Source organism: Herbaspirillum sp. WKF16, from assembly GCF_028993615.1.
In the GTDB taxonomy this organism is placed as follows: domain Bacteria; phylum Pseudomonadota; class Gammaproteobacteria; order Burkholderiales; family Burkholderiaceae_D; genus Herbaspirillum.
Genome location: NZ_CP118632.1, coordinates 145,970 through 172,800, shown reverse-complemented (window position 1 = coordinate 172,800; position 26,831 = coordinate 145,970). Strand labels below are relative to the sequence as shown.

Below are 26,831 nucleotides of genomic sequence, written 5' to 3'. Positions count from 1 at the left end.
ACTCCTTAGGCCACGTAGCAAATCACTTCGCCACCGACACCGGTTGCGCGTGCTTTGCGATCAGTCATGACGCCCGCGGGGGTGGACACAATGGCCACGCCCAGACCGTTCATCACGTTCGGGATATCGTTCTTGCCCTTGTAGATGCGCAGACCCGGACGGGACACGCGCTCCAGGCGCTCGATAACCGGACGGCCGGCGTAATACTTCAAACCGATTTTCAGTTCAGCCTTGCCTTCAGCATCGACAACGGCGAAATCTTCAATGTAACCCTCGTCCTTCAGGACGTTGGCAATGGCAACCTTCACTTTGGAAGACGGCATGGCGACAGTAGTCTTGTTCACGCCTTGTGCATTGCGGATACGGGTCAGCATATCGGCGATAGGATCGCTCATACTCATTGCTTCTTCTCCTATTACCAGCTAGCTTTGGTCAAACCCGGGATTTCGCCGCGCATGGCGATTTCACGGACCTTGATACGGCCCAATCCGAACTTGCGGAAAGTACCACGGGGACGGCCAGTCAGAGCGCAACGGTTGCGCTGACGGATCGGAGCGGAATTACGCGGCAGCGCCTGCAGCTTCAGGCGGGCTTCGTAACGCTCTTCATCCGACTTCGATTGGTCGTCGATAATAGCCTTCAACTCGGCGCGCTTGGCAGCATACTTCTTCACCATTGCGGCGCGCTTCTGTTCACGGTTAATCAGTGCCAGTTTTGCCATGGCATCCTCAGTTTCTGAACGGGAATTTAAATGCGGCGAGAAGCGCCTTCGCTTCGTCGTCGGTCTTCGCAGTGGTGGTGATGCTGATGTTCATGCCACGCAGCGCATCGATCTTGTCGTACTCGATTTCGGGGAAGATGATCTGCTCTTTCACACCGATGTTGTAGTTGCCACGACCGTCGAACGCACGACCCGACACGCCACGGAAGTCACGCACGCGCGGCAGGGCCACGGTGATCAGACGATCCAGGAATTCGTACATGCGGGCGCCGCGCAGGGTCACCATGCAACCGATCGGATAGCCTTCACGGATCTTGAAACCCGCGATAGCCTTGCGTGCCTTGGTCACCACCGGCTTTTGGCCGGCGATCTTGGTCAGATCGCCAACGGCGTGCTCGATGATCTTCTTGTCCGCAACAGCTTCCGACAGACCCATGTTCAGGGTGATCTTCAGAATACGCGGAACTTCCATCACCGACTTGTACGAATACTTCGTGGTCAAATCGGCGACGACCTTATCTTTATAAAACTCTTGAAGACGTGCCATGATGTTTAAACCTTAACGACTTCGCCGCTGGACTTGTAAGCGCGGACCTTCTTGCCGTCCACTTCCTTGTAAGCCACGCGATCTGCCTTGCCGGTAGCTGCGTTGAACAACGCAACGTTCGACACATGAATTGGCATCAGCTTATCGACGATGCCGCCAGTTGCACCAGTCATCGGGTTCGGACGAGTCGCCTTCTTGGCGACGTTGACGCCTTCCACAACGACATAATCGGTGCCGACGCGAGCAGTCACGACACCGCGCTTGCCCTTGTCTTTACCGGTCAACACGATGACTTCATCGTTTTTACGAATCTTTGCCATGACCACTCCTTACAGAACTTCAGGCGCCAGGGAAACGATCTTCATGAAGCGTTCCGTACGCAGCTCACGAGTCACCGGCCCAAAGATACGGGTGCCGATCGGCTCCAGCTTCGCGTTCAACAGGACGGCTGCATTACCATCGAACTTGACCAGCGAACCATCCTGACGACGCACGCCCTTGGCGGTACGAACGACGACAGCGTTATAAATCTCACCCTTCTTGACGCGACCACGCGGGGCTGCGCTCTTGACAGTAACCTTGATCACATCGCCAATGCCGGCATAGCGGCGCTTGGAACCACCCAAGACCTTGATGCACAGAACTTCGCGCGCACCGGTGTTGTCGGCTACTTCGAGCCGGCTTTCAGTTTGAATCATGATATTTTCTTTCCCAACTTAATCCGCTTCGCACAATGCGCTGGCGGTCAGTCTTGGTCCTGTTAGCAAGCGAACTCGCTAGTTAGGGGACGAATAGCTACTTTTTTTTGCCTCTCCTCGCGAACAGAACGTTGCAAGGAAAGAGCTCGATATTATGGCAGCATAATATCGAGCACGCAAGTACTACTGAATTACTTAGACGATTTGTGCGACTTGTACCACACGGGTCACAGTCCAGGCCTTCGTCTTGGAGATCGGACGGCTTTCCTGGATTTCCACCACGTCGCCGGCCTTCGCCGTATTTTGCTCATCATGCGCATGGTACTTCTTGGTGCGCTTGATGATCTTGCCGTACAGCGGGTGCTTCATCTGGCGCTCGATTTCGACGGTGACGGTTTTATCCATCTTGTCCGACACAACCTTGCCAATCAGCGTGCGCTGGAGCGCTTGTTTCACTTGATCGTTCATTGTTGGCCATCCTTCGAGTTGATCACAGTTTTCACACGTGCGATGTCGCGACGTACCTTCTTCAGCTGTGCGGTATTGTTCAATTGCTGAGTAGCAATTTGCATACGCAGGCTGAACTGGGCCTTCAACAGCTCACCCAGTTCTTTTTCCAGCGCTGCCGAGTCCTTACCGCGGAGTTCAGATGCTTTCATTTTCCGCTCCTAATTATTGACCGACTTGGCGGATGACAAAAGTCGTCGCCAGCGGCAATTTGGCGGCAGCCAAACGAAACGCCTCACGCGCCAGAGTCTCGTCCACACCGTCCATCTCGTACAGTACCTTACCCGGCTGGATTTCAGCCACGTAGTACTCCGGATTACCCTTGCCGTTACCCATACGCACTTCAGCAGGCTTCTGGGAAATTGGCTTGTCCGGGAAGACACGAATCCAGATACGGCCACCGCGCTTGATGTGACGGGTCATCGCACGACGAGCAGCTTCGATCTGACGGGCGGTGATACGGCCGCGGCCGACTGCCTTCAGACCAAAGTCGCCGAACGACACAGCGGTACCGCGGGTGTGCGAGATACCGGTGTTACGACCTTTTTGTTCTTTACGATATTTTCTACGTGCTGGTTGCAGCATGATTATTCTCCTGCTTTCTCAGCCGACACACCGGCATCGGCAGCTTGAGGACGACCACCGCGCTTCGCGCCGGCGCCAGGAGCACCAGGCTTCGAGGAACGGGGACGCGCACCCGGCTTGCCGTCGTCACGACGCGGACCACGACGCTTCTTGTCGTCTTCCGGTTCGCCGACCAGCACCGGAGCTTCGCCGTTTGCCAGGCGATCGCCCTTGTAGACCCAGACCTTCACGCCGATGATGCCGTAGGTGGTTTCAGCTTCGCCGAAACCGTAGTCGATATCGGCGCGCAGGGTGTGCAGGGGCACACGACCTTCACGGTACCATTCGGTACGTGCGATTTCGATGCCGTTCAGACGGCCCGACGACATGATCTTGATGCCTTGAGCGCCCAGGCGCATTGCGTTCTGCATCGCGCGCTTCATGGCGCGACGGAACATGATGCGCTTTTCGAGCTGCTGGCAGATCGAATCGGCGATCAGTTGGGCATCGGCTTCCGGCTTGCGGATTTCTTCGATGTTGACGTGCACGGGCACACCCATCAGCTTGGCCAGCGCCGACTTCAGCACTTCGATGTCTTCGCCCTTCTTGCCGATCACAACGCCCGGACGGGAGCTGTAAATGGTGATGCGGGCATTCTTCGCCGGACGCTCGATCACGACGCGACCAACCGAAGCGTTCTTCAGCTTCTTCTTCAGGTAAGCACGGACCTTCAGGTCCTCGTTGAGCATTTCGGCAAAGTTGCTATTGCCGGCATACCAACGCGAGCCCCAGTTACGTGTAACCGCCAGACGGAAACCGGTTGGATGAATCTTCTGTCCCATCGTGACTCCTTAGTTTCCGACGGTCACGTAGATGTGACACGACTGCTTGGAAATACGATCACCACGGCCCTTTGCACGCGCTGTGAAGCGCTTCAGGACCGCACCCTTTTCCACATAAATGGTCTTGACTTTCAGCTCGTCAATGTCAGCGCCATCGTTGTGTTCGGCGTTCGCGATTGCGGACTCCAGAACCTTCTTGATGATCGCCGCGCCCTTCTTGGGGCTGAAGGCCAAGATATTCAGTGCCTGATCAACTTTTTTACCGCGGATCAGGTCTGCAACCAGGCGGCCCTTCTGAGCCGACAGGTGCACACCGCGCAGGTTAGCTTTAGTTTCCATCATAGGACCTTATTTCTTAGCCTTCTTATCGGCTGCGTGACCCTTGAACGTACGGGTCAGCGCGAATTCGCCGAGCTTGTGACCAACCATGTTTTCCGAGACATAAACCGGCACGTGCTGCTTGCCGTTATGCACCGCGATCGTCAGGCCGATGAAGTCCGGCATGATGGTCGAACGACGCGACCAGGTCTTGATTGGCTTTTTGTCCTTGATTGCCTGAGCTGCCTCAACCTTTTTCACCAGGTGGGCGTCGCAGAAAGGACCTTTTTTCAATGAACGTGTCATGTTTTATCCTTTATTTCTTGCCGCGACGCGAGACAATCATCGAAGTCGTACGCTTGTTGCTACGAGTCTTCTTGCCCTTGGTCTGCTGGCCCCACGGCGACACCGGATGACGGCCGGCCGCAGTCTTACCTTCACCACCACCGTGCGGGTGGTCGACCGGGTTCATGACGACGCCACGAACGGTCGGGCGGATACCGCGCCAACGAGTGGCACCGGCCTTACCGATCTTGCGCAGGTTGTGCTCGCCGTTACCGACTTCACCGATGGTGGCGCGGCATTCGATGTGAACGCGACGCACTTCGCCGGAACGCAGACGAACCTGAGCGTAGGTGCCTTCACGCGCCATCAGCACCACAGCGGCGCCGGCGGTACGTGCGATCTGGGCGCCCTTGCCCGGCAGCATTTCCACGCAGTGGATAGTGGTACCCACGGGGATGTTGCGGATCGGCAGGGTGTTGCCCGACTTGATCGGAGCTTCGGAACCGCTGATCAGCTGGTCGCCGACCGACAGGCCCTTAGGAGCGATGATGTACTTGCGCTCGCCGTCCGCGTAGCACAGCAGTGCGATGTGCGCGGTACGGTTCGGGTCGTATTCGATACGCTCGACCTTTGCCGGGATGCCGTCCTTGTTGCGACGGAAATCGACGATACGGTAGTGCTGCTTGTGACCACCGCCGATGTGACGGGTGGTGATGTGACCATTGTTGTTGCGACCGGCGGTCTTGGACTTCTTCTCGACCAGCGCGGCCAGCGGACGGCCCTTGTACAGGTCGGGATTAACGACCTTGACCATGCCGCGCCGACCGGGCGAGGTCGGCTTCACTTTTACGAGTGCCATTATTTAGCCTCCTCGGTGAAGTTGATTTCTTGACCCGGCTTCAGGCTGACGAAAGCACGGCGGGTGTGGTTGCGGCGGCCCATACCGTTCTTCGAGCGCTTTTGCTTGCCCTGACGGTTGGCGACTTGCACCGATTCCACTTCCACCTTGAACAGCAGTTCGACGGCGGCCTTGACTTCCAGCTTGGTTGCATCCTTGGTGACCAGGAAAACGACTTGCTCGTTCTTCTCGGCCACGAAGGTTGCCTTTTCGGAGATGACCGGTGCCAGCAGCACCTTCATCAGGCGCTCTTCGTTATATTTCACGATTGCGTTCATGCCAGCAACTCCTCAATCTTTGCCAGTGCGGGCTTGGTGATCAAGACGTTCTTGAAGTACACCAGCGACACGGGATCAGCTTGACGCGGCTCAACCACCAGCACGCCCGGCAGATTGCGCGAAGCGAGCAGCAGCTTTTCGTCCAGGCTGTCGGTAATGACCAGCACCGATTCCAGGCCCATACCCTTCAACTTCTGGGCCAGCAGCTTGGTCTTCGGAGCTTCGACGGCGAAATCTTCCACGACCGACAGGCGGCCTTCGCGTGCCAACTGAGACAGGATCGAGCAGACGCCTGCGCGATACATCTTCTTGTTGACCTTGTGGGTGAAGTTCTCGTCAGGCGAGTTCGGGAAGATACGACCACCACCGCGCCACAGAGGCGACGAGGACATACCGGCGCGAGCGCGGCCGGTGCCCTTTTGACGCCACGGCTTCTTCGTGGTGTGGCTGACTTCTTCACGGTCTTTTTGCTTGCGGTTGCCGCTGCGAGCGTTTGCTTGATAGGCAACCACGACCTGGTGAATCAGTGCTTCGTTGTAGTCGCGACCGAAAATAGTATCCGGTGCGGCGACGTTCGAAGCAGCTTGACCTTGGTCATTCAGGAGCTTCAGTTCCATTGATTAGGCCCCCTTCTTCGCTTTGACTTTGACTGCCGGCGAGACGATCACTTGACCGTTCTTGGCGCCGGGAACGGCACCCTTCACCAGCAGCAGCTGACGTTCTGCGTCGACACGAGCGATCTCCAGGTTCTGCACGGTAGTCGTGACATCACCCAGGTGACCGGTCATGCGCTTGCCGGGGAACACGCGACCCGGATCCTGGGCCATACCGATGGAGCCAGGAACGTTGTGGGAACGGGAGTTACCGTGGGTCGCGCGACCCGACGAGAAGTTGTAACGCTTGATGGTACCGGCGTAGCCCTTACCGATCGACACGCCTTGCACGTCGACCTTCTGGCCAGCTTCGAAGACAGCGATGCCAACGGCATCACCAGCCTTGAATTCGGCAGCCTTGGCGGCGTCAACACGGAATTCTTTGAGGACAGTACCAGCTTCAACGCCAGCTTTGGCGTAGTGGCCGGCAGCGGCTTTGGTCACGCGGGAAGCGCGACGTTGACCGAAGGTCACCTGAACAGCGGAATAACCATCCACTTCAGGCGTTTTGATTTGTGTCACGCGGTTGTTGGACACGTCCAGCACGGTCACAGGGATCGAATCCCCATCTTCCGTGAAGATGCGCATCATACCAACCTTGCGACCAACAAGGCCCAGGCTCATTGTTTTCTCCATTCCCGCCTGCGATTGGGCGGGGCTGATGTTCGTACTACCAATAATTGCGGGCCTTGCAGACGCAAAACCCACATCGAAGCCGAGCATTATAGCCCGAAATAAAAAAGCGCACAACCAGGGGTTGTGCGCTTTTCCAACAGCTTGCCTGTTTTTATTGCAGCTTGATTTCTACGTCAACGCCAGCAGGCAGGTCCAGCTTCATCAATGCGTCAACCGTCTTGTCGGTCGGATCGACGATATCCATCAGGCGCTGATGGGTACGGATTTCGAACTGGTCGCGCGAAGTCTTGTTGACGTGCGGCGAGCGCAGGACGTCGAAGCGCTGGATACGGGTCGGCAGGGGAACCGGGCCCTTGACGACAGCGCCGGTACGCTTGGCGGTGTCGACGATTTCCAGTGCGGACTGGTCGATCAGACGATAGTCGAATGCTTTCAGACGGATACGGATTTTTTGGCTAGGAACCGACATGATTTTCCTTTAAAGAACGAACCGGGGATGGGAATCATCCCCGGCGATGGTAAAAAACTACTGTATTGCCTGCGACTGCGATCAGTCGAAGATCTTGGCGACGACGCCGGCGCCGACGGTACGACCGCCTTCACGGATAGCGAAACGCAGACCTTCTTCCATGGCGATCGGGTTGATCAGCTTGACGGTGATCGACACGTTGTCGCCAGGCATGACCATTTCCTTGCCTTCCGGCAGTTCGATCGCACCGGTCACGTCGGTGGTGCGGAAGTAGAACTGCGGGCGGTAGTTGTTGAAGAACGGGGTGTGACGGCCGCCTTCGTCCTTCGACAGAACATAGATCTCGCCGGTGAAGTGCTTGTGCGGCTTGATCGAACCCGGCTTGGCCAGAACCTGGCCACGCTCCACGTCTTCACGCTTGGTGCCGCGCAGCAGCACGCCGACGTTGTCGCCAGCCTGACCCTGGTCCAGCAGCTTGCGGAACATTTCCACGCCGGTGCAGGTGGTCTTCACGGTGTCGCGGATACCGACGATTTCGATTTCTTCGCCGACCTTGACCACGCCGCGCTCAACGCGACCGGTCACCACGGTGCCGCGGCCCGAGATCGAGAACACGTCTTCCACCGGCATCAGGAAGGTACCGTCAACGGCACGTTCCGGCGTCGGGATGTAGGTGTCCAGCGCTTCGGCCAGGGCCATGATCGCTTGCTCGCCCAGGGGACCGGTGTCGCCTTCCAGCGCCAGCTTGGCCGAACCCTTCACGATGGGCAGGTCGTCGCCGGGGAACTCGTACTTCGACAACAGTTCGCGCACTTCCATTTCCACCAGCTCCAGCAGCTCGGCGTCGTCCACCATGTCGGCCTTGTTCAGGAAGACGATGATGTAAGGAACGCCAACCTGACGCGACAGCAGGATGTGTTCGCGGGTCTGGGGCATCGGGCCGTCAGCGGCCGAGCACACCAGGATCGCGCCGTCCATCTGCGCTGCGCCGGTGATCATGTTCTTGACGTAGTCGGCGTGGCCGGGGCAGTCAACGTGAGCGTAGTGGCGGTTGGCGGTTTCGTATTCGACGTGTGCGGTGTTGATGGTGATGCCGCGGGCCTTTTCTTCAGGTGCCGCGTCGATCTGGTCGTATGCCTTCGCTTCGCCGCCGAACTTCTTCGACAGAACCGTTGCGATCGCTGCAGTCAGCGTGGTCTTGCCGTGGTCAACGTGGCCGATGGTGCCAACGTTCACGTGCGGCTTGGTCCGCTCAAATTTACCTTTTGCCATTTTCTATATCCTTCAAAAGAACGATTCGTTCAATATCAACTAGATTCAGCCCGCCCCCACACGGGACGGGCCGTATTTCATCGCAAAACTTACTTGGCCTTGGAAGTGACGATCGCGTCGATCACGTTCTTCGGAGCTTCGGAGTAGTGCTTGAATTCCATCGAGTAGGTTGCGCGGCCTTGGGTTGCCGAACGCAGCGTGGTCGAGTAACCGAACATTTCCGACAGCGGGACTTCAGCCTTGATGATCTTGCCGCCACCGCCGGCGATTTCATCCATGCCCTGCACCATGCCGCGGCGGGACGACAGGTCGCCCATCACGGTACCGGCGTAGTCTTCCGGAGTCTCGACTTCCACAGCCATCATCGGCTCCAGAATGACGGGGCTGGCGCGACGGCAGCCATCCTTGAAGGCCATCGAACCGGCCATGCGGAAGGCGTTTTCGTTCGAGTCCACATCGTGGTACGAACCGAAGAACAGGGTGACCTTCACGTCGACCACCGGGTAACCGGCCAGCACGCCCGTGTTCAGGGTTTCACGCACGCCCTTTTCAACGGCGGGGATGAATTCGCGAGGAACGGTACCGCCCTTGATCGCGTCGACGAACTCGAAGCCCTTGCCGGCTTCTTGCGGTTCGATCTTCAGCACGACGTGACCGTATTGACCACGGCCGCCGGACTGCTTGACGAACTTGCCTTCGGACTCTTCGCAGGTCTTGCGGATGGTTTCGCGGTAGGCGACCTGCGGCTTGCCGACGGTCGCTTCAACGTTGAATTCGCGCTTCATGCGGTCGACGATGATGTCCAGGTGCAGCTCGCCCATACCGGCGATGATGGTCTGGCCCGATTCTTCGTCGGTGCGCACGCGGAACGACGGATCTTCCGCAGCCAGGCGGTTCAGGGCCAGGCCCATCTTTTCCTGGTCGGCCTTGGTCTTCGGCTCGACAGCCTGCGAGATCACCGGCTCAGGGAAGACCATGCGTTCCAGCACGACCACAGCCTTGTCGTCGCACAGGGTGTCGCCGGTGGTGGTGTCCTTCAGGCCCACCACGGCGGCGATGTCGCCGGCCAGCATTTCCTTGATTTCTTCACGCTGGTTGGCGTGCATCTGCACGATACGGCCGATACGTTCCTTCTTCGACTTCACCGAGTTCAGCACGGTGTCGCCCGAATTCAGGGTGCCCGAGTAGCAGCGGATGAAGCACAGCTGGCCGACGAACGGGTCGGTTGCGATCTTGAAGGCCAGGGCCGAGAACTTCTCGTCGTCCTTGGCTTGGCGCACGACCGGCTCGTCGTCTTCGTCCAGGCCCGGAACCGGGGGGATGTCGACCGGCGACGGCAGGTATTCGATCACGCCGTCCAGCATGGCCTGCACGCCCTTGTTCTTGAACGCGGTGCCGCACATCATCGGGACGATTTCGCCCGAGATGGTGCGCTGGCGGATGGCGCCCTTGATCTCTTCTTCGGTCAGGTCGCCTTCTTCCAGGTACTTGTTCATCAGGTCTTCCGACGCTTCAGCGGCGGTTTCGACCAGGTTCTCGCGCCACTTTTGCGCGTCGACCTTCAGGCCTTCGGGAATGTCGCGGTAGTCGAACTTCATGCCCTGGGAAGCGTCGTCCCAGTAGATCGCGCGCATCTTGACCAGATCGATCACGCCTTCGAAGTTTTCTTCGGCGCCGATAGGCACTTGCATCGGGATCGGGTTGGCCTTCAGGCGAGCGCGCATCTGCTCGTAGACCTTGAAGAAGTTGGCGCCGGTACGGTCCATCTTGTTGACGAAGGCCAGACGCGGGACCTTGTACTTGTTGGCCTGACGCCACACGGTTTCCGACTGCGGCTGCACGCCGCCGACTGCACAGTAGACCATGCAGGCGCCGTCCAGCACGCGCATCGAGCGCTCGACTTCAATGGTGAAGTCAACGTGGCCCGGGGTGTCGATGATGTTGATGTGGTGGGCGGGGAAGTTGTTCGCCATGCCCTTCCAGTAACAGGTCGTGGCAGCCGAGGTAATGGTGATACCGCGCTCCTGCTCCTGTTCCATCCAGTCCATGGTGGCAGCGCCATCGTGCACTTCACCGATCTTGTGGTTCACGCCTGTGTAGAACAGAACGCGTTCGGTGGTGGTGGTCTTGCCGGCATCGATGTGGGCGGAAATACCGATGTTGCGGTAGCGCTCAATGGGGGTCTTGCGAGCCATGATTTATTCCTAAGTCTTTAATGCACGAAACCGAGCGTCATTTTTTTCAAATAAACGCTCGGCTCGAACCAATTCAGATGTAGACATGGGCCCTGCCGATGCGACCAGGGCCCAGTCCTGTCTTTGTTAGAAGCGGAAGTGCGAGAACGCCTTGTTCGCTTCTGCCATACGGTGCACTTCGTCACGCTTCTTCATTGCACCGCCACGGCCTTCGGCGGCTTCCATCAGCTCGCCACCCAGGCGTTGCGGCATGGACTTCTCGCTGCGCTTGTTGGCGGCTTCACGCAGCCAACGCATCGACAGCGCCATACGACGCACCGGACGCACTTCGACCGGCACTTGATAGTTGGCGCCGCCAACGCGACGCGACTTCACTTCAACCATCGGCTTGCAGTTTGCCAGGGCAGCGGCGAACACTTCCAGCGGGTCCTTGCCGGACTTTTGCTGAATGTGGTCGAAGGCGCCGTAGATGATGTTTTCGGCGACCGACTTCTTGCCGGACAGCATCAGCACGTTCACGAACTTGGCAACATCAACGTTACCGAACTTCGGATCTGGCAGGATTTCCCGCTTGGGAACTTCACGACGACGTGGCATTTCGATTCCTTTCAATCTTCAGTTGAGTGGGCGAGCCCTTATTCAACTTCGCCTGCACTCGCGGGAGCCATCATGGCTTCCACTTACTCGGCCCATCCGGACCGACACTTTTTACCAGGCGACAAGCGCCATGATAAAGACCAATTATTACTTCTTCGCTGCCTTGGCGCGCTTGGCACCGTACTTCGAGCGAGCTTGCTTACGATCCTTGACGCCCTGGGTATCCAGTGCACCGCGAACCATGTGGTAACGCACACCCGGCAAGTCCTTCACACGGCCGCCGCGGATCAGCACGACACTGTGTTCCTGCAGGTTGTGGCCTTCACCGCCGATGTACGAAATGACTTCGAAACCGTTGGTCAGGCGCACCTTGGCCACCTTACGCAGCGCCGAGTTCGGCTTCTTCGGGGTGGTGGTGTACACGCGGGTGCAGACACCACGCTTTTGCGGGCTGTTTTCCAGCGCCGGCGATTTGCTCTTCACGGTCGCGCGGACACGTGGGTTGCTAATCAGTTGATTGATGGTTGGCATCGTTTTAATCCAACAAAGTACAACATTGAAAACAGGTTCCGGAAACGGTTGCCCGGAACCACGGAAAACTTTCACGCGGAAAACCGCGCATTCGATTCAAGACCGGAAGGGAGAGTGCGTCGCAACAGCGAGACATCAGACCAAAGAACGCATAAGCCCGGGCGAGCCTAAATTCGAGAACTCGCGAGTATATGCCTGAAAGACCGTCCGGTCAACCTGGAGCGGGCTTTTGAGGCAGCCGGGGCCTGCTTGAGGCCATTTTGCGACGCTTATTGCATTGCATAAAAGCAATATTTCCTCCATGCACCGGATCCTCCGTCCCAGCGAAGGATCGGCCGGGCTGCGCCAGGCCACGTTTCTCCATCCCGCGACCAGGCTGCGCGACATGCCGGGCGTGCAAAACCAGCGATGCGCGGCAAATCGGGAGTGAGCGGCAACGCGTAAAAAAACGGCGCCGGAATTTCTTCCGGCGCCGTTTTCCTTGCTCAGCGCTCAATGCCAAGCGACCTGCACGCCGATCGCTTCAGCGGTCCATTCAGACCTGGCCTTCGTTGCCGCCGATGGCTTCGGTCGAGGAGACTTCCTCGCCCTCGGCGCCGACAGGAGCGTTGCGTTCGGCTTCGAGCAGTGCTGCGCGCTCTTCGGCTTCCCAGACATCCTTCTCCTTGCGGGCGCGGTGGAACGCGAGACCGGTGCCGGCCGGGATCAGGCGGCCGACGATCACATTTTCCTTCAGGCCGCGCAGGCCGTCCTTCTTGCCCATGATTGCGGCTTCGGTCAGCACGCGGGTGGTTTCCTGGAACGATGCGGCCGAGATGAACGAGTCGGTCGACAGCGATGCCTTGGTAATACCCAGCAGGACGTTCTCGTAAGTCGCCGGCAGCTTGCCTTCGGCGTTCACGCGATCGTTCTCGTCCAGCAGTTCCGAACGCTCGACCTGCTCACCGGTGATGTAGTTGGTGTCGCCCGGCTCCACCACTTGCACGCGGCGCAGCATCTGGCGCACGATCACTTCGATGTGCTTGTCGTTGATCTTCACGCCCTGCAGACGGTACACGTCCTGCACTTCGTCGACGATGTAACGCGCCAGCGCTTCGATACCCAGGAGGCGCAGGATGTCCTGCGGATCGGCCGGGCCGTCCACGATCATTTCGCCCTTGTTCACCACCTGGCCGTCGTGCACCAGCACTTGCTTGTCCTTGGTGATCAGGAACTCGTGCTTGGTGCCTTCCATATCGGTGATTTCCAGGCGCTGCTTGCCCTTGGTTTCCTTGCCGAATGCAACGGTACCGGTGACTTCGGCCAGCATGCCGGCGTCCTTCGGCGAACGCGCTTCGAACAATTCGGCCACGCGCGGCAGACCGCCGGTAATGTCACGGGTCTTCTGCGATTCGGTCGGGATACGCGCCAGAACTTCGCCCACGGTCACTTGCTGGCCGTCCTTGACGGTGATCAGCGCGCCGACCTGGAAGCCGATGGTCACCGAGTGTTCGGTGCCGGCGATCTTCACTTCTTCGCCCTGTTCGTTCAACAGCTTGACCTGCGGACGCTGCACCTTCGACGACGGACCGCGACGCTTGGCGTCGATGACCACCAGGGTCGACAGACCGGTGACTTCGTCGATCTGCTTGGCCACGGTGGAGCCCTCTTCCACGTTCTCGAACTTCACGGTACCGGTGTACTCGGTGATGATAGGACGGGTCAGCGGATCCCAGGTTGCCAGCGCGGTGCCGGCCTTGATCGTCAGGCCATCCTTGACGATCAGCGTCGCGCCGTACGGCACTTTGTGACGCTCGCGCTCACGGCCCAGGTCGTCGGTGATCAGCACTTCGCCGGAACGCGAAATGACGATCTGCTCGCCCTTGCCGTTGGTCACGTAGCGCATGGTCGCGGTGAAGCGAACCGTGCCGTTGGACTTGGCTTCCACCGAGGATGCCACTGCCGCACGCGACGCCGCACCACCGATGTGGAAGGTACGCATGGTCAGCTGGGTGCCCGGTTCGCCGATCGACTGCGCGGCGATCACGCCGACCGCTTCGCCGGAGTTGACCAGCAGGCCGCGGCCCAGGTCGCGGCCGTAGCACTTGGCGCACAGGCCATAGCGGGTGTCGCAGGTCAGCGGGGTGCGAACCTTCACTTCGTCGATGCCCAGACGCTCGATCTCTTCGACCTTGTCTTCGTCCATCAGGGTGCCGGCTTCGTACAGGGTAGCCTGGTCTTCCGGATTGATGACGTCGGTGGCGGCGACGCGGCCGAGGATACGGTCGCGCAGCGCTTCGATGACTTCACCGCCTTCGACCAGGGCCTTCATGGCCGCGCCGTTGGAAGTGCCGCAATCATCCTCGATCACGACCAGATCCTGGGTCACGTCCACCAGGCGACGGGTCAGGTAACCGGAGTTCGCGGTCTTCAGCGCGGTGTCGGCCAGACCCTTACGGGCGCCGTGCGTCGAGATGAAGTACTGCAGAACGTTCAGGCCTTCGCGGAAGTTCGCGGTAATCGGCGTTTCGATGATGGAGCCGTCAGGCTTGGCCATCAGGCCGCGCATACCGGCCAGCTGGCGGATCTGGGCGGCCGAACCACGGGCGCCGGAGTCGGCCATCATGTAAATCGCGTTGAACGATTCCTGAGTGGTCTTCTTGCCTTCGCGGGTGACGACGTCTTCCACCTTCAGCTGGTCCATCATGGCCTTGCCGACTTCGTCGCCGGCCTTGCCCCAGATGTCCACCACCTTGTTGTAACGCTCGCCGGCGGTCACCAGACCGGAGGCGTATTGCTGCTCGATCTGCTTGACTTCCGATTCCGCGGCGGCGATCAGGGTCGCCTTTTGCGGCGGCACCAGCATGTCGTCCACGCAGATGGAGATACCGGCGCGGGTCGCCAGGCGGAAGCCCGACTGCATCAGCTGGTCGGCGAACACGACGGTGGCGCGCAGGCCGCACTTGCGGAACGACGTATTGATCAGCTTCGAGATTTCCTTCTTCTTCAGCGCGCGGTTCAGCACCGAGAACGGCAGGCCCTTGGGCAGGATCTCGGACAGGATGGCGCGGCCGACGGTGGTCTCGTAGCGCTTGATCAGCTTCTCGAACTCGCCCGGAGTCGCGGTCTTGGCGTATTCGGTGATACGCACCGTGATACGCGTGGCCAGCTCGACTTCCTTGTTGTCGTAGGCGCGAATGACTTCGGACACGTCCGGGAACATCATGCCTTCGTTCTTGCCGTTGATGGCTTCACGCGAGGCGTAGTACAGGCCCAGCACGATATCCTGCGACGGCACGATCGACGGTTCGCCGTTGGACGGGAACAGGATGTTGTTGGAGGCCAGCATCAGGGTGCGGGCTTCCATCTGCGCTTCGATCGACAGCGGCACGTGAACGGCCATCTGGTCGCCGTCGAAGTCGGCGTTGAACGCGGCGCAAACCAGCGGGTGCAGCTGGATCGCCTTGCCTTCGATCAGGACCGGCTCGAACGCCTGGATGCCCAGGCGGTGCAGCGTCGGCGCGCGGTTGAGCATGACCGGGTGTTCGCGGATGACTTCTTCCAGGATGTCCCAGACCACCGGCTCTTGCGCTTCCACCAGCTTCTTGGCGGCCTTGATGGTGGTCGACAGACCCATCAGTTCCAGCTTGTTGAAGATGAAGGGCTTGAACAATTCGAGCGCCATCAGCTTGGGCAGGCCGCACTGGTGCAGCTTCAACTGCGGACCCACCACGATGACCGAACGGCCCGAGTAGTCGACGCGCTTGCCCAGCAAGTTCTGACGGAAACGGCCGCCCTTGCCCTTGATCATTTCAGCCAGCGACTTCAGCGGACGCTTGTTGGCGCCGGTCATCGCCTTGCCGCGACGGCCGTTGTCCAGCAGCGAGTCGACCGCTTCCTGCAGCATGCGCTTTTCGTTGCGCGTGATGATTTCAGGCGCGCGCAGCTCCATCAATCGCTTCAGGCGATTGTTGCGGTTGATCACGCGGCGGTACAGGTCGTTCAGGTCGGAGGTCGCGAAGCGGCCGCCGTCCAGCGGCACCAGCGGACGCAGTTCCGGCGGCAGCACCGGCAGCACTTCCATGATCATCCAGTCGGGCTTGATGCCCGAGCGCTGGAACGCCTCCAGCACCTTCAGGCGCTTGGCGTACTTCTTGATCTTGGCTTCGGACTTGGATTCCTTCAGTTCCTGGCGCAGGGTCTCGGCGTCGCGGTCGATATCGATCGAGCGCAGCAGTTCGCGGATGCCTTCGGCGCCCATGAACGCGACGAAGTCGTCGCCGTACTCTTCGTACTTGGCGGCGTAGTCGTCCTCGGACATGATCTGGCACTTCTTCAGCGGGGTCATGCCGGGATCGGTCACGACGTAGGCTTCGAAGTACAGCACGCGTTCGATGTCGCGCAGGGTCATGTCCAGCACCATGCCCAGGCGGGACGGCAGGGACTTCAGGAACCAGATGTGGGCGGTCGGCGAGGCCAGCTCGATGTGGCCCATGCGCTCACGGCGCACCTTGGCCAGCGTGACTTCAACGCCGCACTTCTCGCAGATCACGCCGCGGTGCTTCAGGCGCTTGTACTTGCCGCACAGGCACTCGTAGTCCTTGATGGGGCCGAAGATCTTGGCGCAGAACAGGCCGTCGCGCTCAGGCTTGAAGGTACGGTAGTTGATGGTTTCCGGCTTCTTGACTTCGCCGTAGGACCACGAACGGATTTTCTCAGGCGACGCCAGGCCGATCTTGATGGCGTCGAACTGTTCGTTTTGCTGGACTTGCTTGAATAGATCGAGCAGTGCTTTCATGTATCACTCCAGTTGGCGTGAAAAAACTAAATTTACGTGTGGCCGGTTCACCCTGCTGAACCCTGTTCGCACCGGCGGGAGAGCCTGCAAAACCTCGTGCTTTGCGGTTCCACCGGTACCGGGACAGACCTCCCCGGCCTAACTGCCTTGACTTCTGAATTCTTGTTGGCCGGACGAACCGGCGGGGCGCGCGGCGGAGTTTTCACTCCGGCCGCGGCGCCCCGTTACATCATTCGCGTTCCAGGTCGATGTCGATACCCAGCGAACGGATTTCCTTCACCAGCACGTTGAACGACTCCGGCATGCCGGCGTCGATCACGTGATCGCCCTTGACCAGGTTCTCGTAGACCTTGGTACGGCCGTTCACGTCGTCGGACTTCACGGTCAGCATTTCCTGCAGGACGTACGATGCGCCGTAAGCTTCCAGCGCCCAGACTTCCATTTCGCCGAAACGCTGGCCGCCGAACTGCGCCTTGCCGCCCAGCGGCTGCTGGGTCACCAGCGAGTACGGGCCGGTGGAGCGGGCGTGCATCTTGTCGTCGACCAAGTGGTGCAGCTTCAGGTAGTGCATGTAGCCGACGGTGACGGTGCGCTCGAAAGCTTCGCCGGTGCGGCCGTCGTACATCGTGACCTGGTTCTTCGACGGGGTCATGCCCAGCTGCTTGGCGACCGGATCCGGATACGCCAGGTCCAGCATGCGACGGGTTTCCTTTTCGTGCGCGCCGTCGAACACCGGGGTGGCGAAAGGCACGCCCTTCTTCAGGTTGGCCACCAGCTCGACGATCTCATCGTCGCTGAACTTGTCCAGCTCTTCCTGCTTGCCCGACTCGTTGTAGATGGTGGTCAGGAACTTGCGCAGTTCCGCGACCTTGGCTTGCGCCTGCACCATCTCGCCCAGGCGCAGGCCCAGACCCTTGGCGGCCCAGCCCAGGTGGACTTCCAGCACCTGACCCACGTTCATGCGCGACGGCACGCCCAGCGGGTTCAGCACGATGTCGGCAGGGGTGCCGTCGGCCATGTGCGGCATGTCTTCGATCGGCAGGATGCGCGACACCACACCCTTGTTGCCGTGACGACCCGCCATCTTGTCGCCGGGCTGCAGGCGACGCTTCACGGCCAGGTAGACCTTGACCATCTTCTGCACGCCTGGCGGCAGTTCGTCGCCCTGGGTCAGCTTCTTGCGCTTCTCTTCGAAGGCCAGGTCGAACTGGTGACGCTTCTCGGCGATCGATTCCTTGATCGCTTCCAGGGCGTTGGCCATGTCGTCGTCGGCCGGACGGATGTCGAACCAATGGTACTTGTCCAGGTCGTCCAGGTAAGCCTTGTCCAGCTTGGTGCCCTTGACCAGCTTCTTCGGGCCGCCATTGGCGACCTTGCCGATCAGCAGGCGTTCCAGACGCTGGAAGGCGTCGCCTTCCACGATACGCAGCTGGTCGTTCAGGTCCAGGCGGTAGCGCTTGAGTTCATCGTCGATGATCTGCTGGGCGCGCTTGTCGCGCTGGATGCCTTCGCGGGTGAACACCTGCACGTCGATGACGGTGCCGACCATGCCCGAAGGCACGCGCAGCGAGGTGTCCTTCACGTCGGAAGCCTTCTCGCCGAAGATCGCGCGCAGCAGCTTCTCTTCCGGCGTCAGCTGGGTCTCGCCCTTCGGGGTGACCTTGCCGACCAGGGTATCGCCTGCTTCGACTTCAGCGCCGATGTAGGTGATGCCGGACTCGTCCAGGCGAGCCAGTTGGTTCTCAGCCAGGTTCGAGATGTCGCGGGTGATTTCTTCCGCGCCCAGCTTGGTGTCACGTGCGACCACCGACAGTTCCTCGATGTGGATCGAGGTGTAGCGGTCGTCGGCCACGACCTTCTCGGAGATCAGGATCGAGTCTTCGAAGTTGTAGCCGTTCCACGGCATGAAGGCCACCAGCATGTTCTGGCCCAGGGCCAGTTCGCCCAGGTCGGTCGATGCGCCGTCGGCGATCACGTCATGCTTCGCAACGCGGTCGCCCACCTTGACGATCGGACGCTGGTTGATGTTGGTGTTCTGGTTGGAACGGGTGTACTTGATCAGGTTGTAGATGTCCACGCCGACTTCGCCGGCTTGCGCCTCGTCGTCGTTCACGCGGATCACCACACGGCCGGCGTCGACGTAGTCGACCACGCCGCCGCGCAGCGCCTGCACGGTGGTGCCCGAGTCAACCGCCACGGTGCGCTCGATGCCGGTGCCGACCAGCGGCTTTTCCGGACGCAGGCAAGGCACGGCCTGGCGCTGCATGTTGGCGCCCATCAATGCGCGGTTCGCGTCATCGTGCTCGAGGAACGGGATCAGCGAAGCCGCCACCGACACCACCTGGCCCGGGGCCACGTCCATGTACTGCACGCGCTCCGGCGAGACCAGGATGGTTTCGCCGGCTTCACGCGCCGACACCAGTTCATCGGACAGCTTGCCGCCGGCGTCGATGGTGGCGTTGGCCTGGGCGATCACATAGCGGCCTTCTTCGATGGCCGACAGATAGTCGATCTGGTTGGTGACCTTGCTGCCCTCGACCTTGCGGTACGGGGTTTCCAGGAAGCCGTATTCGTTCAGGCGGGCATACAGCGCCAGCGAGTTGATCAGGCCGATGTTCGGGCCTTCAGGCGTTTCGATCGGGCACACGCGGCCGTAGTGGGTCGGGTGCACGTCGCGCACTTCGAAGCCGGCGCGTTCGCGGGTCAGGCCGCCAGGGCCCAGGGCGGAAACGCGGCGCTTGTGCGTGATTTCCGACAGCGGGTTGGTCTGGTCCATGAACTGCGACAGCTGCGACGAACCGAAGAACTCGCGGATTGCGGCCGAGATCGGCTTGGAGTTGATCAGGTCGTGCGGCATCAGGTTGTCCGCCTCGGCTTGGCCCAGGCGTTCCTTGACGGCGCGCTCGACGCGCACCAGGCCTGCGCGGAACTGGTTTTCGGCCAGCTCGCCCACGCAACGCACGCGGCGGTTGCCCAGGTGATCGATGTCATCGACTTCGCCGCGGCCGTTGCGCAGCTCGACCAGGATCTTGATGACCGCCAGGATGTCCTCGTTGGACAGGGTCATGGTGCCGGTCAGCTCGTCGCGGCTCACGCGGCGGTTGAACTTCATGCGGCCCACGGCCGACAGGTCGTAGCGGTCTTCGCTGTAGAACAGGCCGTTGAACAGCGCCTCCACCGACTCTTCGGTCGGCGGCTCGCCGGGACGCATCATGCGGTAGATCGCCACGCGTGCGGCGGTCTGGTCGGCGGTGTCGTCGGTGCGCAGGGTCGACGAGATGTAGCTGCCCTGGTCCAGGTCGTTGGTGTACAGCGTCTGGATGGTGGCGATGTTGGATTCGCGCAGCTTGGCCAGCAGTTCTTCGGTCAGCTCATCGTTGGCCACGGCGATGACTTCGCCGGTGTCGGGATCGACGATGTTCTTGGCCAGCACGCGGCCCAGCAGGTAGTCCTCGGGAACCGAGATGTGCTTGATGCCGGCGGCTTCGATGTCGCGCACGTGCTTGGCGTTGATGCGCTTGTCCTTGGCGACCATCACCTTGCCCGACTTGTCGGTGATGTCGAAACGCGCGACTTCACCGCGCAGGCGCTCGGAGACGAACTCCATGTCGGCGCCTTCGGCGTGCAGGTTGAAATTGTCGAACACGAAGAAGTTCGCCAGGATCTGCTCGGACGTCATGCCGATGGCCTTGAGCAGGATCGTGACGGGCATCTTGCGGCGGCGGTCGACGCGGAAGAACAGGATGTCCTTCGGATCGAATTCGAAGTCCAGCCACGAGCCGCGGTAAGGAATGATGCGCGCCGAGAACAGCAGCTTGCCCGACGAGTGCGTCTTGCCGCGGTCGTGCTCGAAGAACACGCCCGGCGAACGGTGCAGCTGGGACACGATGACGCGCTCGGTGCCGTTGATCACGAACGAACCGGTAGTCGTCATCAGGGGCAGTTCGCCCATGTAGACTTCCTGTTCCTTCATTTCCTTGACCACCGGCTTGGTCGGCGATTCACGGTCCAGGATCACCAGGCGCACCTTGGCGCGCAGCGGCGAAGCGAAGGTCAGGCCACGCTGCTGGCACTCTTTCACGTCGAACGGAGGAGCACCCAGCACGTAGGAAAGGAATTCGAGTCGCGCAAAACCGTTGTGCGAGACGATGGGAAAAATCGAGGAGAAGGCGGATTGCAGGCCTTCGTTCTTGCGCTCCGAAGCGCTGCGCTCGGGTTGCAGGAAATTCTGGTACGACTCGATCTGAGTCGCAAGCAGGAACGGAACGTTGTGGACGTTTGCGCGTTTCGCGAAGGATTTGCGAATGCGCTTCTTCTCAGTAAATGAGTAGTGCATGGACACTCCGTGAGTGACAGGAAGGATAGATAATTCAAGATTCGATCAAACCGGCCGGCCGGCGGTGAAGCTGGCCCGGATAACCGACAACTCAAATCTTCAAGTTTCCACCCTAGTTTTTTGCCTCGTTCGCGCTTACTATTCCGGCATCGGAAGATTGCAGCGCACCAATACGACGAACAAAAATAAGAAACGACAAAGGAGCCAAAGCCGAATCCCTTTTTCAAGGGATTCTGCACTTTGACTCCGGAGCAACAAACTCGCCTTGACAGGCAAGTGAATTACTTCAGTTCGGCCTTGGCGCCGGCTTCTTCCAGCTTCTTCTTGGCAGCTTCGGCGTCAGCCTTGGCGATGCCTTCCTTCACTGGCTTCGGTGCGCCGTCGACCAGATCCTTGGCTTCCTTCAGGCCCAGGCCGGTGATTTCACGCACGGCCTTGATGACGCCGACCTTGTTGGCGCCGACTTCAGCCAGAACCACGGTGAATTCGGTCTGCTCTTCAGCAGCGGCAGCACCGCCGCCAGCACCGCCACCAGCGGCCGGAGCGGCCATAGCGGCTGCGGAAACGCCGAACTTTTCTTCGAATGCCTTGACCAGGTCATTCAGTTCCATCACGGACAGCGCGCCAACGGCTTCCAGGATCTCTTCTTTGCTAATTGCCATTTGAAACTCCTAAATTTATTTCGGTAATAACATCAGATTGGTAGTGACGCGAAAGCATCGAAACTGCGGGGCTGGCCGCCGCTGGCGGCCGGCGCCTTACGCGGCTTCGGCTTCCTTCTTGGCTGCCAGGGCAGCCAGGCCACGCACGAAGCCCGACACGGGAGCCTGCATCATGCCCAACACTTGGGCCAGCAGAACCTCGCGGCTCGGGATGTTTGCCAACGCGGCGACAGCAGCCTTATCCAGCTGCTTGCCTGCGAAGTTACCTGCCTTCACAACCAGCTTGTCGTTGGTCTTGGCAAAGTCGGACACGACTTTGGCAGCGGCCACGGCGTCTTCCGAGATCGAGTAGATCAGCGGACCGGTCAGTTGCGGGGCGAGGTCGGCAAACTGGGTGCCTTCAACAGCGCGACGAGCCAGCGTGTTTTTCAACACGCGCAGGTACACGCCTTGGGCACGCGCTTGTGCGCGCAGTTGCGTCAAGGAACCAACCTGGATGCCACGGTATTCGGCCACGACGATAGTTTGCGCGGTTGCAACTTTCGCGGAAACTTCGGCGACGACGGCCTTTTTGTCATTCAGATTGAGACTCAAGATCAACCTCCAAAAATAGTGCTCAGCGACGACACAGACGAAGATGCCTGCTTGCCTTGCACCGGTTCGAACACGGCGTCCGAGGTTTAGGAGTTCATCGCAGCATAGAGCAAAGCTCCATTTACCGCTTGAGACTACGAAACTTGTTCGGGTTCACCATCTGCGTTGGGTTGATTGCATTTGCATGCGCCCTGTTTAACTTTTTCCGGCATTGTTGCCACCGGCGTCCGCCCAACGGTCTTTGACTGCCTGCAGCGATCGATGAAATCAAGCGCTGCAGCCCAAAGATGCGCCCCGCGCTCCAATCGGAGAACGGGGACTTGATTCCTTCTTAGCCGGCCAGGGAAGCCTGGTCGATACGCACGCCGGCGCCCATGGTGGACGACAGAGCGATCTTGCGCACGTAGATACCCTTGCTGGTGGCCGGCTTGGCCTTGTTCAGGGCATCGATCAGGGCCAGCAGGTTGGCCTTCAGATCGGCGTCGCTGAACGACTTGCGGCCGATGGTGGCGTGGATGATGCCGGACTTGTCAGTACGGTATTGCACCTGGCCAGCCTTGGCGTTCTTGACGGCGGTAGCGACGTCCGGGGTCACGGTGCCGACCTTCGGGTTCGGCATCAGGCCGCGGGGGCCCAGGATCTGACCCAGGGTGCCGACGATACGCATGGTGTCCGGCGAAGCGATCACGATGTCGAACGGCATGTCGCCGGCCTTCACGCGCTCTGCCAGATCTTCCATGCCGACCACGTCGGCGCCGGCTGCCTTGGCAGCCTCAGCCTTGTCGCCCGAGGCGAACACGGCCACACGCACGCTCTTGCCGGTGCCTGCGGGCAGAACCACGGAACCGCGAACAACCTGGTCCGACTTCTTGGCGTCCACGCCCAGTTGAACGGCGACGTCGATCGACTCGTTGAACTTGGCGGTGGCGAATTCCTTGATCAGGGAAACGGCGTTGTCGAACGGATAGGCCTTGGTGCGGTCGACCTTTTCCTTCAATGCCTTCATGCGCTTGGATACCTTAGCCATTACAGACCCTCCACCGTGATGCCCATCGAACGTGCGGAACCAGCGATGGTGCGCACTGCAGCTTCCAGATCAGCAGCGGTCAGGTCCGGCTTCTTCTGGGTTGCGATCTCTTCCGCTTGCTTGCGGGTGATCTTGCCGACCTTGTCGGTATGCGGCTTGGCGGAACCCTTCTGGATGCCGGCGGCCTTCTTGATCAGGATCGTTGCCGGCGGAGTCTTCATCACGAAGGTGAAGGACTTGTCCGCGAAGGCGGTGATCACGACCGGAATCGGCAGACCCGGCTCAACGCCTTGCGTTTGCGCGTTGAAGGCCTTGCAGAATTCCATGATGTTCAGGCCGCGCTGACCCAGCGCAGGACCGATCGGGGGGGACGGGTTGGCTTTACCAGCTGGCACTTGCAGCTTGATAAAACCGATGATTTTCTTTGCCATGACGGCTCCTTAGTGATTGAGTTTTAGCGCCGGTTCATTCGCCTTGCGGCTCCTTACTTTGGCTCCTCGGTTTGCCGGATTGACCGAGCGGGGATACCCGTCCGATGCGCTCCTGCGGGCGCTATGTCTGGTTCAGAGAAAAGTGGGATTCCGCGAAAGGGATCAGACTTTTTCCAGCTGGCCGAATTCGAGCTCGACCGGGGTGGCGCGACCGAAGATGGTGACCGACACGCGCACGCGCGATTTTTCGTAGTTCACTTCTTCGACGTTGCCGTTGAAATCGGTGAACGGGCCTTCCTTGATGCGCACCATTTCGCCGACTTCGTAGAGCACCTTCGGACGCGGCTTCTCGACGCCTTCCTGCATCTGGCGGATCAGCGCATCGACTTCGCGCTGCGGCAGCGGGGTCGGGCGATTGGACTTGCCGCCGATGAAACCGGTCACCTTGCTGGTGTTCTTCACCAGGTGCCAGGTCTCGTCGGTCATTTCCATTTCCACCAGGACATAGCCCGGGAAGAAACGGCGCTCGGTCACCGACTTGTGACCGTTCTTCATATCGACGACTTCTTCAGTCGGCACCAGGATCTGGCCGAACTGTTCCTGCATGCCCGCGCGAGCGATACGCTCGGTCAACGCACGCTGAACGCTCTTTTCCATGCCCGAATATGCATGCACCACGTACCAGCGCATTTTTCCTGCGCCTGAAACGCTTTGCGCACCAATCGGTGCGCTGTCTTGTGTGCTATCGCTCATGTTATTTCCAGCCCAAAATTACGTCGTACAACAGGAACTCGAGCAGCTTGTCCGTGCCCCACAGGAAGATCGCCATGATCAGCACGAATGCGAACACCACTGCGGTGATCTGCATCGCTTCCTTGCGGGTGGGCCAGACGACCTTCTTGGTTTCGCGCACGGACTCCTTGGCGAAACCGACGAAGCCGCGGCCTTGCGCAGAGGTCCAGGCAAATGCCACAGCCACCAGCAGACCGGCCACCAGAGCGACAGCGCGCACGGGAGTGGACTGATCAGACAACACAAAAAAACCGACCACGCCCGCGACGACCGCCACGATTGCCAATGCAATCTTGATCTTGTCGTTGGAGGTGTTGACGGTTTGGACTGGCTGGTTAGACATTGCTTACTTTCTGTACCCTGCACCAGATTCGGTGGCAGGGGCGGAGGGCATCGAACCCCCAACCTTCGGTTTTGGAGACCGACGCTCTGCCAATTGAGCTACGCCCCTACGAAAACTCGCGATTGAGACACGAATGCCGCGATACGAAATTCGCATCGCGGCAAGGTGTTTTACAGCTTGATCTTAGTCGAAGATCTTGGCGACGACGCCGGCGCCGACGGTACGACCGCCTTCACGGATAGCGAAACGCAGACCTTCTTCCATGGCGATCGGGTTGATCAGCTTGACGGTGATCGACACGTTGTCGCCAGGCATGACCATTTCCTTGCCTTCCGGCAGTTCGATCGCACCGGTCACGTCGGTGGTGCGGAAGTAGAACTGCGGGCGGTAGTTGTTGAAGAACGGGGTGTGACGGCCGCCTTCGTCCTTCGACAGAACATAGATCTCGCCGGTGAAGTGCTTGTGCGGCTTGATCGAACCCGGCTTGGCCAGAACCTGGCCACGCTCCACGTCTTCACGCTTGGTGCCGCGCAGCAGCACGCCGACGTTGTCGCCAGCCTGACCCTGGTCCAGCAGCTTGCGGAACATTTCCACGCCGGTGCAGGTGGTCTTCACGGTGTCGCGGATACCGACGATTTCGATTTCTTCGCCGACCTTGACCACGCCGCGCTCAACGCGACCGGTCACCACGGTGCCGCGGCCCGAGATCGAGAACACGTCTTCCACCGGCATCAGGAAGGTACCGTCAACGGCACGTTCCGGCGTCGGGATGTAGGTGTCCAGCGCTTCGGCCAGGGCCATGATCGCTTGCTCGCCCAGGGGACCGGTGTCGCCTTCCAGCGCCAGCTTGGCCGAACCCTTCACGATGGGCAGGTCGTCGCCGGGGAACTCGTACTTCGACAACAGTTCGCGCACTTCCATTTCCACCAGCTCCAGCAGCTCGGCGTCGTCCACCATGTCGGCCTTGTTCAGGAAGACGATGATGTAAGGAACGCCAACCTGACGCGACAGCAGGATGTGTTCGCGGGTCTGGGGCATCGGGCCGTCAGCGGCCGAGCACACCAGGATCGCGCCGTCCATCTGCGCTGCGCCGGTGATCATGTTCTTGACGTAGTCGGCGTGGCCGGGGCAGTCAACGTGAGCGTAGTGGCGGTTGGCGGTTTCGTATTCGACGTGTGCGGTGTTGATGGTGATGCCGCGGGCCTTTTCTTCAGGTGCCGCGTCGATCTGGTCGTATGCCTTCGCTTCGCCGCCGAACTTCTTCGACAGAACCGTTGCGATCGCTGCAGTCAGCGTGGTCTTGCCGTGGTCAACGTGGCCGATGGTGCCAACGTTCACGTGCGGCTTGGTCCGCTCAAACTTGCCTTTTGCCATTTTAGACTCCTAAATTTGATGAGAATGTCCAGGCAATACGCCCGACTGATTGCTGACCTGCTCTAGCGATACGACTCAAAACTGGTGCCCTTGACGTGGATTGAACACGTGGCCTCTCCCTTACCAAGGGAGTGCTCTACCACTGAGCTACAAGGGCATTTTTGCCGACTGCACAACAACCAAACATGCAACCGGACCAAAACTTGGAGCGGGTGAAGGGAATCGAACCCTCGTCTTAAGCTTGGAAGGCTTCAGCTCTACCATTGAGCTACACCCGCGAGGAAACAACTTTCACTTCACATCCGCCGCGTCTTTCGACCGCGAACTTCAACTTCTTTTTACTTCCCGCCTAATGGTGGAGAGGGCTGGATTCGAACCAGCGTACTCGTAAGAGGGCAGATTTACAGTCTGCTGCCATTAACCACTCGGCCACCTCTCCGCGCAGGGAACTCAAAACTATAGAGTAACAACTTCATGTTGTCAA

General features: G+C 59.7%; 29 protein-coding genes and 4 tRNA genes. All 33 read right to left on the bottom strand.

Going from position 1 to position 26,831, the window contains the following annotated elements:
- Window positions 1-5: 5 nt before the first annotated feature.
- Complete coding sequence (rpsH, locus tag Herbaro_RS00750; protein ID WP_275011945.1) at window positions 6-401, bottom strand: 30S ribosomal protein S8; 396 nt, start codon at window positions 399-401, stop codon at window positions 6-8.
- Window positions 402-415: 14 nt separating this feature from the next.
- On the bottom strand, window positions 416-721 hold the full coding sequence (rpsN, locus tag Herbaro_RS00745; RefSeq protein WP_275011944.1) for a 30S ribosomal protein S14: 306 nt from the start codon (window positions 719-721) through the stop codon (window positions 416-418).
- 7 nt (window positions 722-728) lie between these two features.
- Window positions 729-1,268, bottom strand: coding sequence for a 50S ribosomal protein L5 (gene rplE / locus Herbaro_RS00740; RefSeq protein ID WP_275011943.1), 540 nt, complete (start codon window positions 1,266-1,268; stop codon window positions 729-731).
- Between the two features lie 5 nt (window positions 1,269-1,273).
- Window positions 1,274-1,588 carry a 50S ribosomal protein L24 gene (gene rplX, locus Herbaro_RS00735; RefSeq protein ID WP_079217274.1) on the bottom strand — a complete coding sequence of 105 codons (315 nt, stop codon included), beginning with the start codon at window positions 1,586-1,588 and terminating at the stop codon, window positions 1,274-1,276.
- Window positions 1,589-1,597: 9 nt separating this feature from the next.
- Window positions 1,598-1,966, bottom strand: coding sequence for a 50S ribosomal protein L14 (gene rplN, locus Herbaro_RS00730; protein ID WP_006464924.1), 369 nt, complete (start codon window positions 1,964-1,966; stop codon window positions 1,598-1,600).
- A gap of 195 nt (window positions 1,967-2,161) precedes the next feature.
- Window positions 2,162-2,434: a 30S ribosomal protein S17 gene (gene rpsQ / locus Herbaro_RS00725; protein WP_275011942.1), complete on the bottom strand. Its 273-nt coding sequence runs from the start codon at window positions 2,432-2,434 to the stop codon at window positions 2,162-2,164.
- Window positions 2,431-2,625, bottom strand: coding sequence for a 50S ribosomal protein L29 (gene rpmC / locus Herbaro_RS00720; RefSeq protein WP_275011941.1), 195 nt, complete (start codon window positions 2,623-2,625; stop codon window positions 2,431-2,433). The genes rpsQ and rpmC overlap by 4 nt, the downstream gene beginning before the upstream one ends.
- Window positions 2,626-2,638: 13 nt before the next feature.
- Entirely contained in the window at window positions 2,639-3,058 is a 420-nt protein-coding gene (gene rplP / locus Herbaro_RS00715; RefSeq protein ID WP_275011940.1) for a 50S ribosomal protein L16, read from the bottom strand.
- A gap of 2 nt (window positions 3,059-3,060) precedes the next feature.
- Window positions 3,061-3,879 (bottom strand): 30S ribosomal protein S3, encoded by an 819-nt coding sequence (rpsC, locus tag Herbaro_RS00710; protein ID WP_275011939.1) that lies wholly within the window; start codon window positions 3,877-3,879, stop codon window positions 3,061-3,063.
- 9 nt (window positions 3,880-3,888) lie between these two features.
- Entirely contained in the window at window positions 3,889-4,221 is a 333-nt protein-coding gene (gene rplV, locus Herbaro_RS00705; RefSeq protein WP_175354815.1) for a 50S ribosomal protein L22, read from the bottom strand.
- 6 nt (window positions 4,222-4,227) lie between these two features.
- Window positions 4,228-4,503, bottom strand: coding sequence for a 30S ribosomal protein S19 (gene rpsS, locus Herbaro_RS00700; RefSeq protein WP_105530985.1), 276 nt, complete (start codon window positions 4,501-4,503; stop codon window positions 4,228-4,230).
- 10 nt (window positions 4,504-4,513) lie between these two features.
- A complete protein-coding gene (rplB, locus tag Herbaro_RS00695) occupies window positions 4,514-5,341 on the bottom strand; it encodes a 50S ribosomal protein L2 (RefSeq protein WP_275011938.1) in 828 nt (275 codons plus the stop codon).
- Window positions 5,341-5,658, bottom strand: a complete 318-nt coding sequence (gene rplW / locus Herbaro_RS00690) for a 50S ribosomal protein L23 (protein WP_275011937.1) — start codon at window positions 5,656-5,658, stop codon at window positions 5,341-5,343. The genes rplB and rplW overlap by 1 nt, the downstream gene beginning before the upstream one ends.
- Entirely contained in the window at window positions 5,655-6,275 is a 621-nt protein-coding gene (gene rplD / locus Herbaro_RS00685; RefSeq protein WP_275011936.1) for a 50S ribosomal protein L4, read from the bottom strand. The genes rplW and rplD overlap by 4 nt, the downstream gene beginning before the upstream one ends.
- 3 nt (window positions 6,276-6,278) lie before the next feature.
- Complete coding sequence (gene rplC, locus Herbaro_RS00680) at window positions 6,279-6,935, bottom strand: 50S ribosomal protein L3 (RefSeq protein ID WP_275011935.1); 657 nt, start codon at window positions 6,933-6,935, stop codon at window positions 6,279-6,281.
- Window positions 6,936-7,098: 163 nt separating this feature from the next.
- The gene (gene rpsJ, locus Herbaro_RS00675; protein ID WP_006464935.1) at window positions 7,099-7,416 is read right to left on the bottom strand and encodes a 30S ribosomal protein S10; all 318 of its coding nucleotides are present in this window, start codon (window positions 7,414-7,416) and stop codon (window positions 7,099-7,101) included.
- An 81-nt stretch (window positions 7,417-7,497) separates the two neighbouring features.
- A complete protein-coding gene (gene tuf / locus Herbaro_RS00670) occupies window positions 7,498-8,688 on the bottom strand; it encodes an elongation factor Tu (RefSeq protein ID WP_275011927.1) in 1,191 nt (396 codons plus the stop codon).
- A gap of 89 nt (window positions 8,689-8,777) precedes the next feature.
- On the bottom strand, window positions 8,778-10,883 hold the full coding sequence (fusA, locus tag Herbaro_RS00665) for an elongation factor G (protein WP_275011934.1): 2,106 nt from the start codon (window positions 10,881-10,883) through the stop codon (window positions 8,778-8,780).
- A gap of 126 nt (window positions 10,884-11,009) precedes the next feature.
- Complete coding sequence (rpsG, locus tag Herbaro_RS00660) at window positions 11,010-11,480, bottom strand: 30S ribosomal protein S7 (protein WP_079217283.1); 471 nt, start codon at window positions 11,478-11,480, stop codon at window positions 11,010-11,012.
- A gap of 147 nt (window positions 11,481-11,627) precedes the next feature.
- Window positions 11,628-12,011 (bottom strand): 30S ribosomal protein S12, encoded by a 384-nt coding sequence (rpsL, locus tag Herbaro_RS00655; protein WP_079217284.1) that lies wholly within the window; start codon window positions 12,009-12,011, stop codon window positions 11,628-11,630.
- Window positions 12,012-12,546: 535 nt separating this feature from the next.
- On the bottom strand, window positions 12,547-16,788 hold the full coding sequence (gene rpoC, locus Herbaro_RS00650) for a DNA-directed RNA polymerase subunit beta' (protein WP_275011933.1): 4,242 nt from the start codon (window positions 16,786-16,788) through the stop codon (window positions 12,547-12,549).
- 229 nt (window positions 16,789-17,017) lie between these two features.
- On the bottom strand, window positions 17,018-21,124 hold the full coding sequence (gene rpoB, locus Herbaro_RS00645; protein WP_275011932.1) for a DNA-directed RNA polymerase subunit beta: 4,107 nt from the start codon (window positions 21,122-21,124) through the stop codon (window positions 17,018-17,020).
- Between the two features lie 281 nt (window positions 21,125-21,405).
- Complete coding sequence (gene rplL / locus Herbaro_RS00640) at window positions 21,406-21,786, bottom strand: 50S ribosomal protein L7/L12 (RefSeq protein ID WP_275011931.1); 381 nt, start codon at window positions 21,784-21,786, stop codon at window positions 21,406-21,408.
- Between the two features lie 96 nt (window positions 21,787-21,882).
- On the bottom strand, window positions 21,883-22,380 hold the full coding sequence (rplJ, locus tag Herbaro_RS00635) for a 50S ribosomal protein L10 (protein ID WP_275011930.1): 498 nt from the start codon (window positions 22,378-22,380) through the stop codon (window positions 21,883-21,885).
- Between the two features lie 331 nt (window positions 22,381-22,711).
- Window positions 22,712-23,407 (bottom strand): 50S ribosomal protein L1, encoded by a 696-nt coding sequence (gene rplA / locus Herbaro_RS00630; RefSeq protein ID WP_275011929.1) that lies wholly within the window; start codon window positions 23,405-23,407, stop codon window positions 22,712-22,714.
- Complete coding sequence (rplK, locus tag Herbaro_RS00625; RefSeq protein WP_007875265.1) at window positions 23,407-23,838, bottom strand: 50S ribosomal protein L11; 432 nt, start codon at window positions 23,836-23,838, stop codon at window positions 23,407-23,409. Before rplK ends, rplA begins: the two co-directional genes overlap by 1 nt.
- 162 nt (window positions 23,839-24,000) lie before the next feature.
- Window positions 24,001-24,591, bottom strand: a complete 591-nt coding sequence (nusG, locus tag Herbaro_RS00620; protein ID WP_446719295.1) for a transcription termination/antitermination protein NusG — start codon at window positions 24,589-24,591, stop codon at window positions 24,001-24,003.
- A 1-nt stretch (window position 24,592) separates the two neighbouring features.
- Complete coding sequence (gene secE, locus Herbaro_RS00615; protein WP_275011928.1) at window positions 24,593-24,973, bottom strand: preprotein translocase subunit SecE; 381 nt, start codon at window positions 24,971-24,973, stop codon at window positions 24,593-24,595.
- Between the two features lie 32 nt (window positions 24,974-25,005).
- Window positions 25,006-25,081, bottom strand: a tRNA-Trp gene (locus tag Herbaro_RS00610).
- Between the two features lie 75 nt (window positions 25,082-25,156).
- On the bottom strand, window positions 25,157-26,347 hold the full coding sequence (gene tuf / locus Herbaro_RS00605) for an elongation factor Tu (RefSeq protein WP_275011927.1): 1,191 nt from the start codon (window positions 26,345-26,347) through the stop codon (window positions 25,157-25,159).
- Window positions 26,348-26,429: 82 nt separating this feature from the next.
- Window positions 26,430-26,504: transfer RNA gene (locus Herbaro_RS00600), tRNA-Thr, on the bottom strand.
- Window positions 26,505-26,551: 47 nt separating this feature from the next.
- Window positions 26,552-26,625: transfer RNA gene (locus Herbaro_RS00595), tRNA-Gly, on the bottom strand.
- 75 nt (window positions 26,626-26,700) lie between these two features.
- Window positions 26,701-26,786: transfer RNA gene (locus tag Herbaro_RS00590), tRNA-Tyr, on the bottom strand.
- Window positions 26,787-26,831 lie beyond the last annotated feature (45 nt).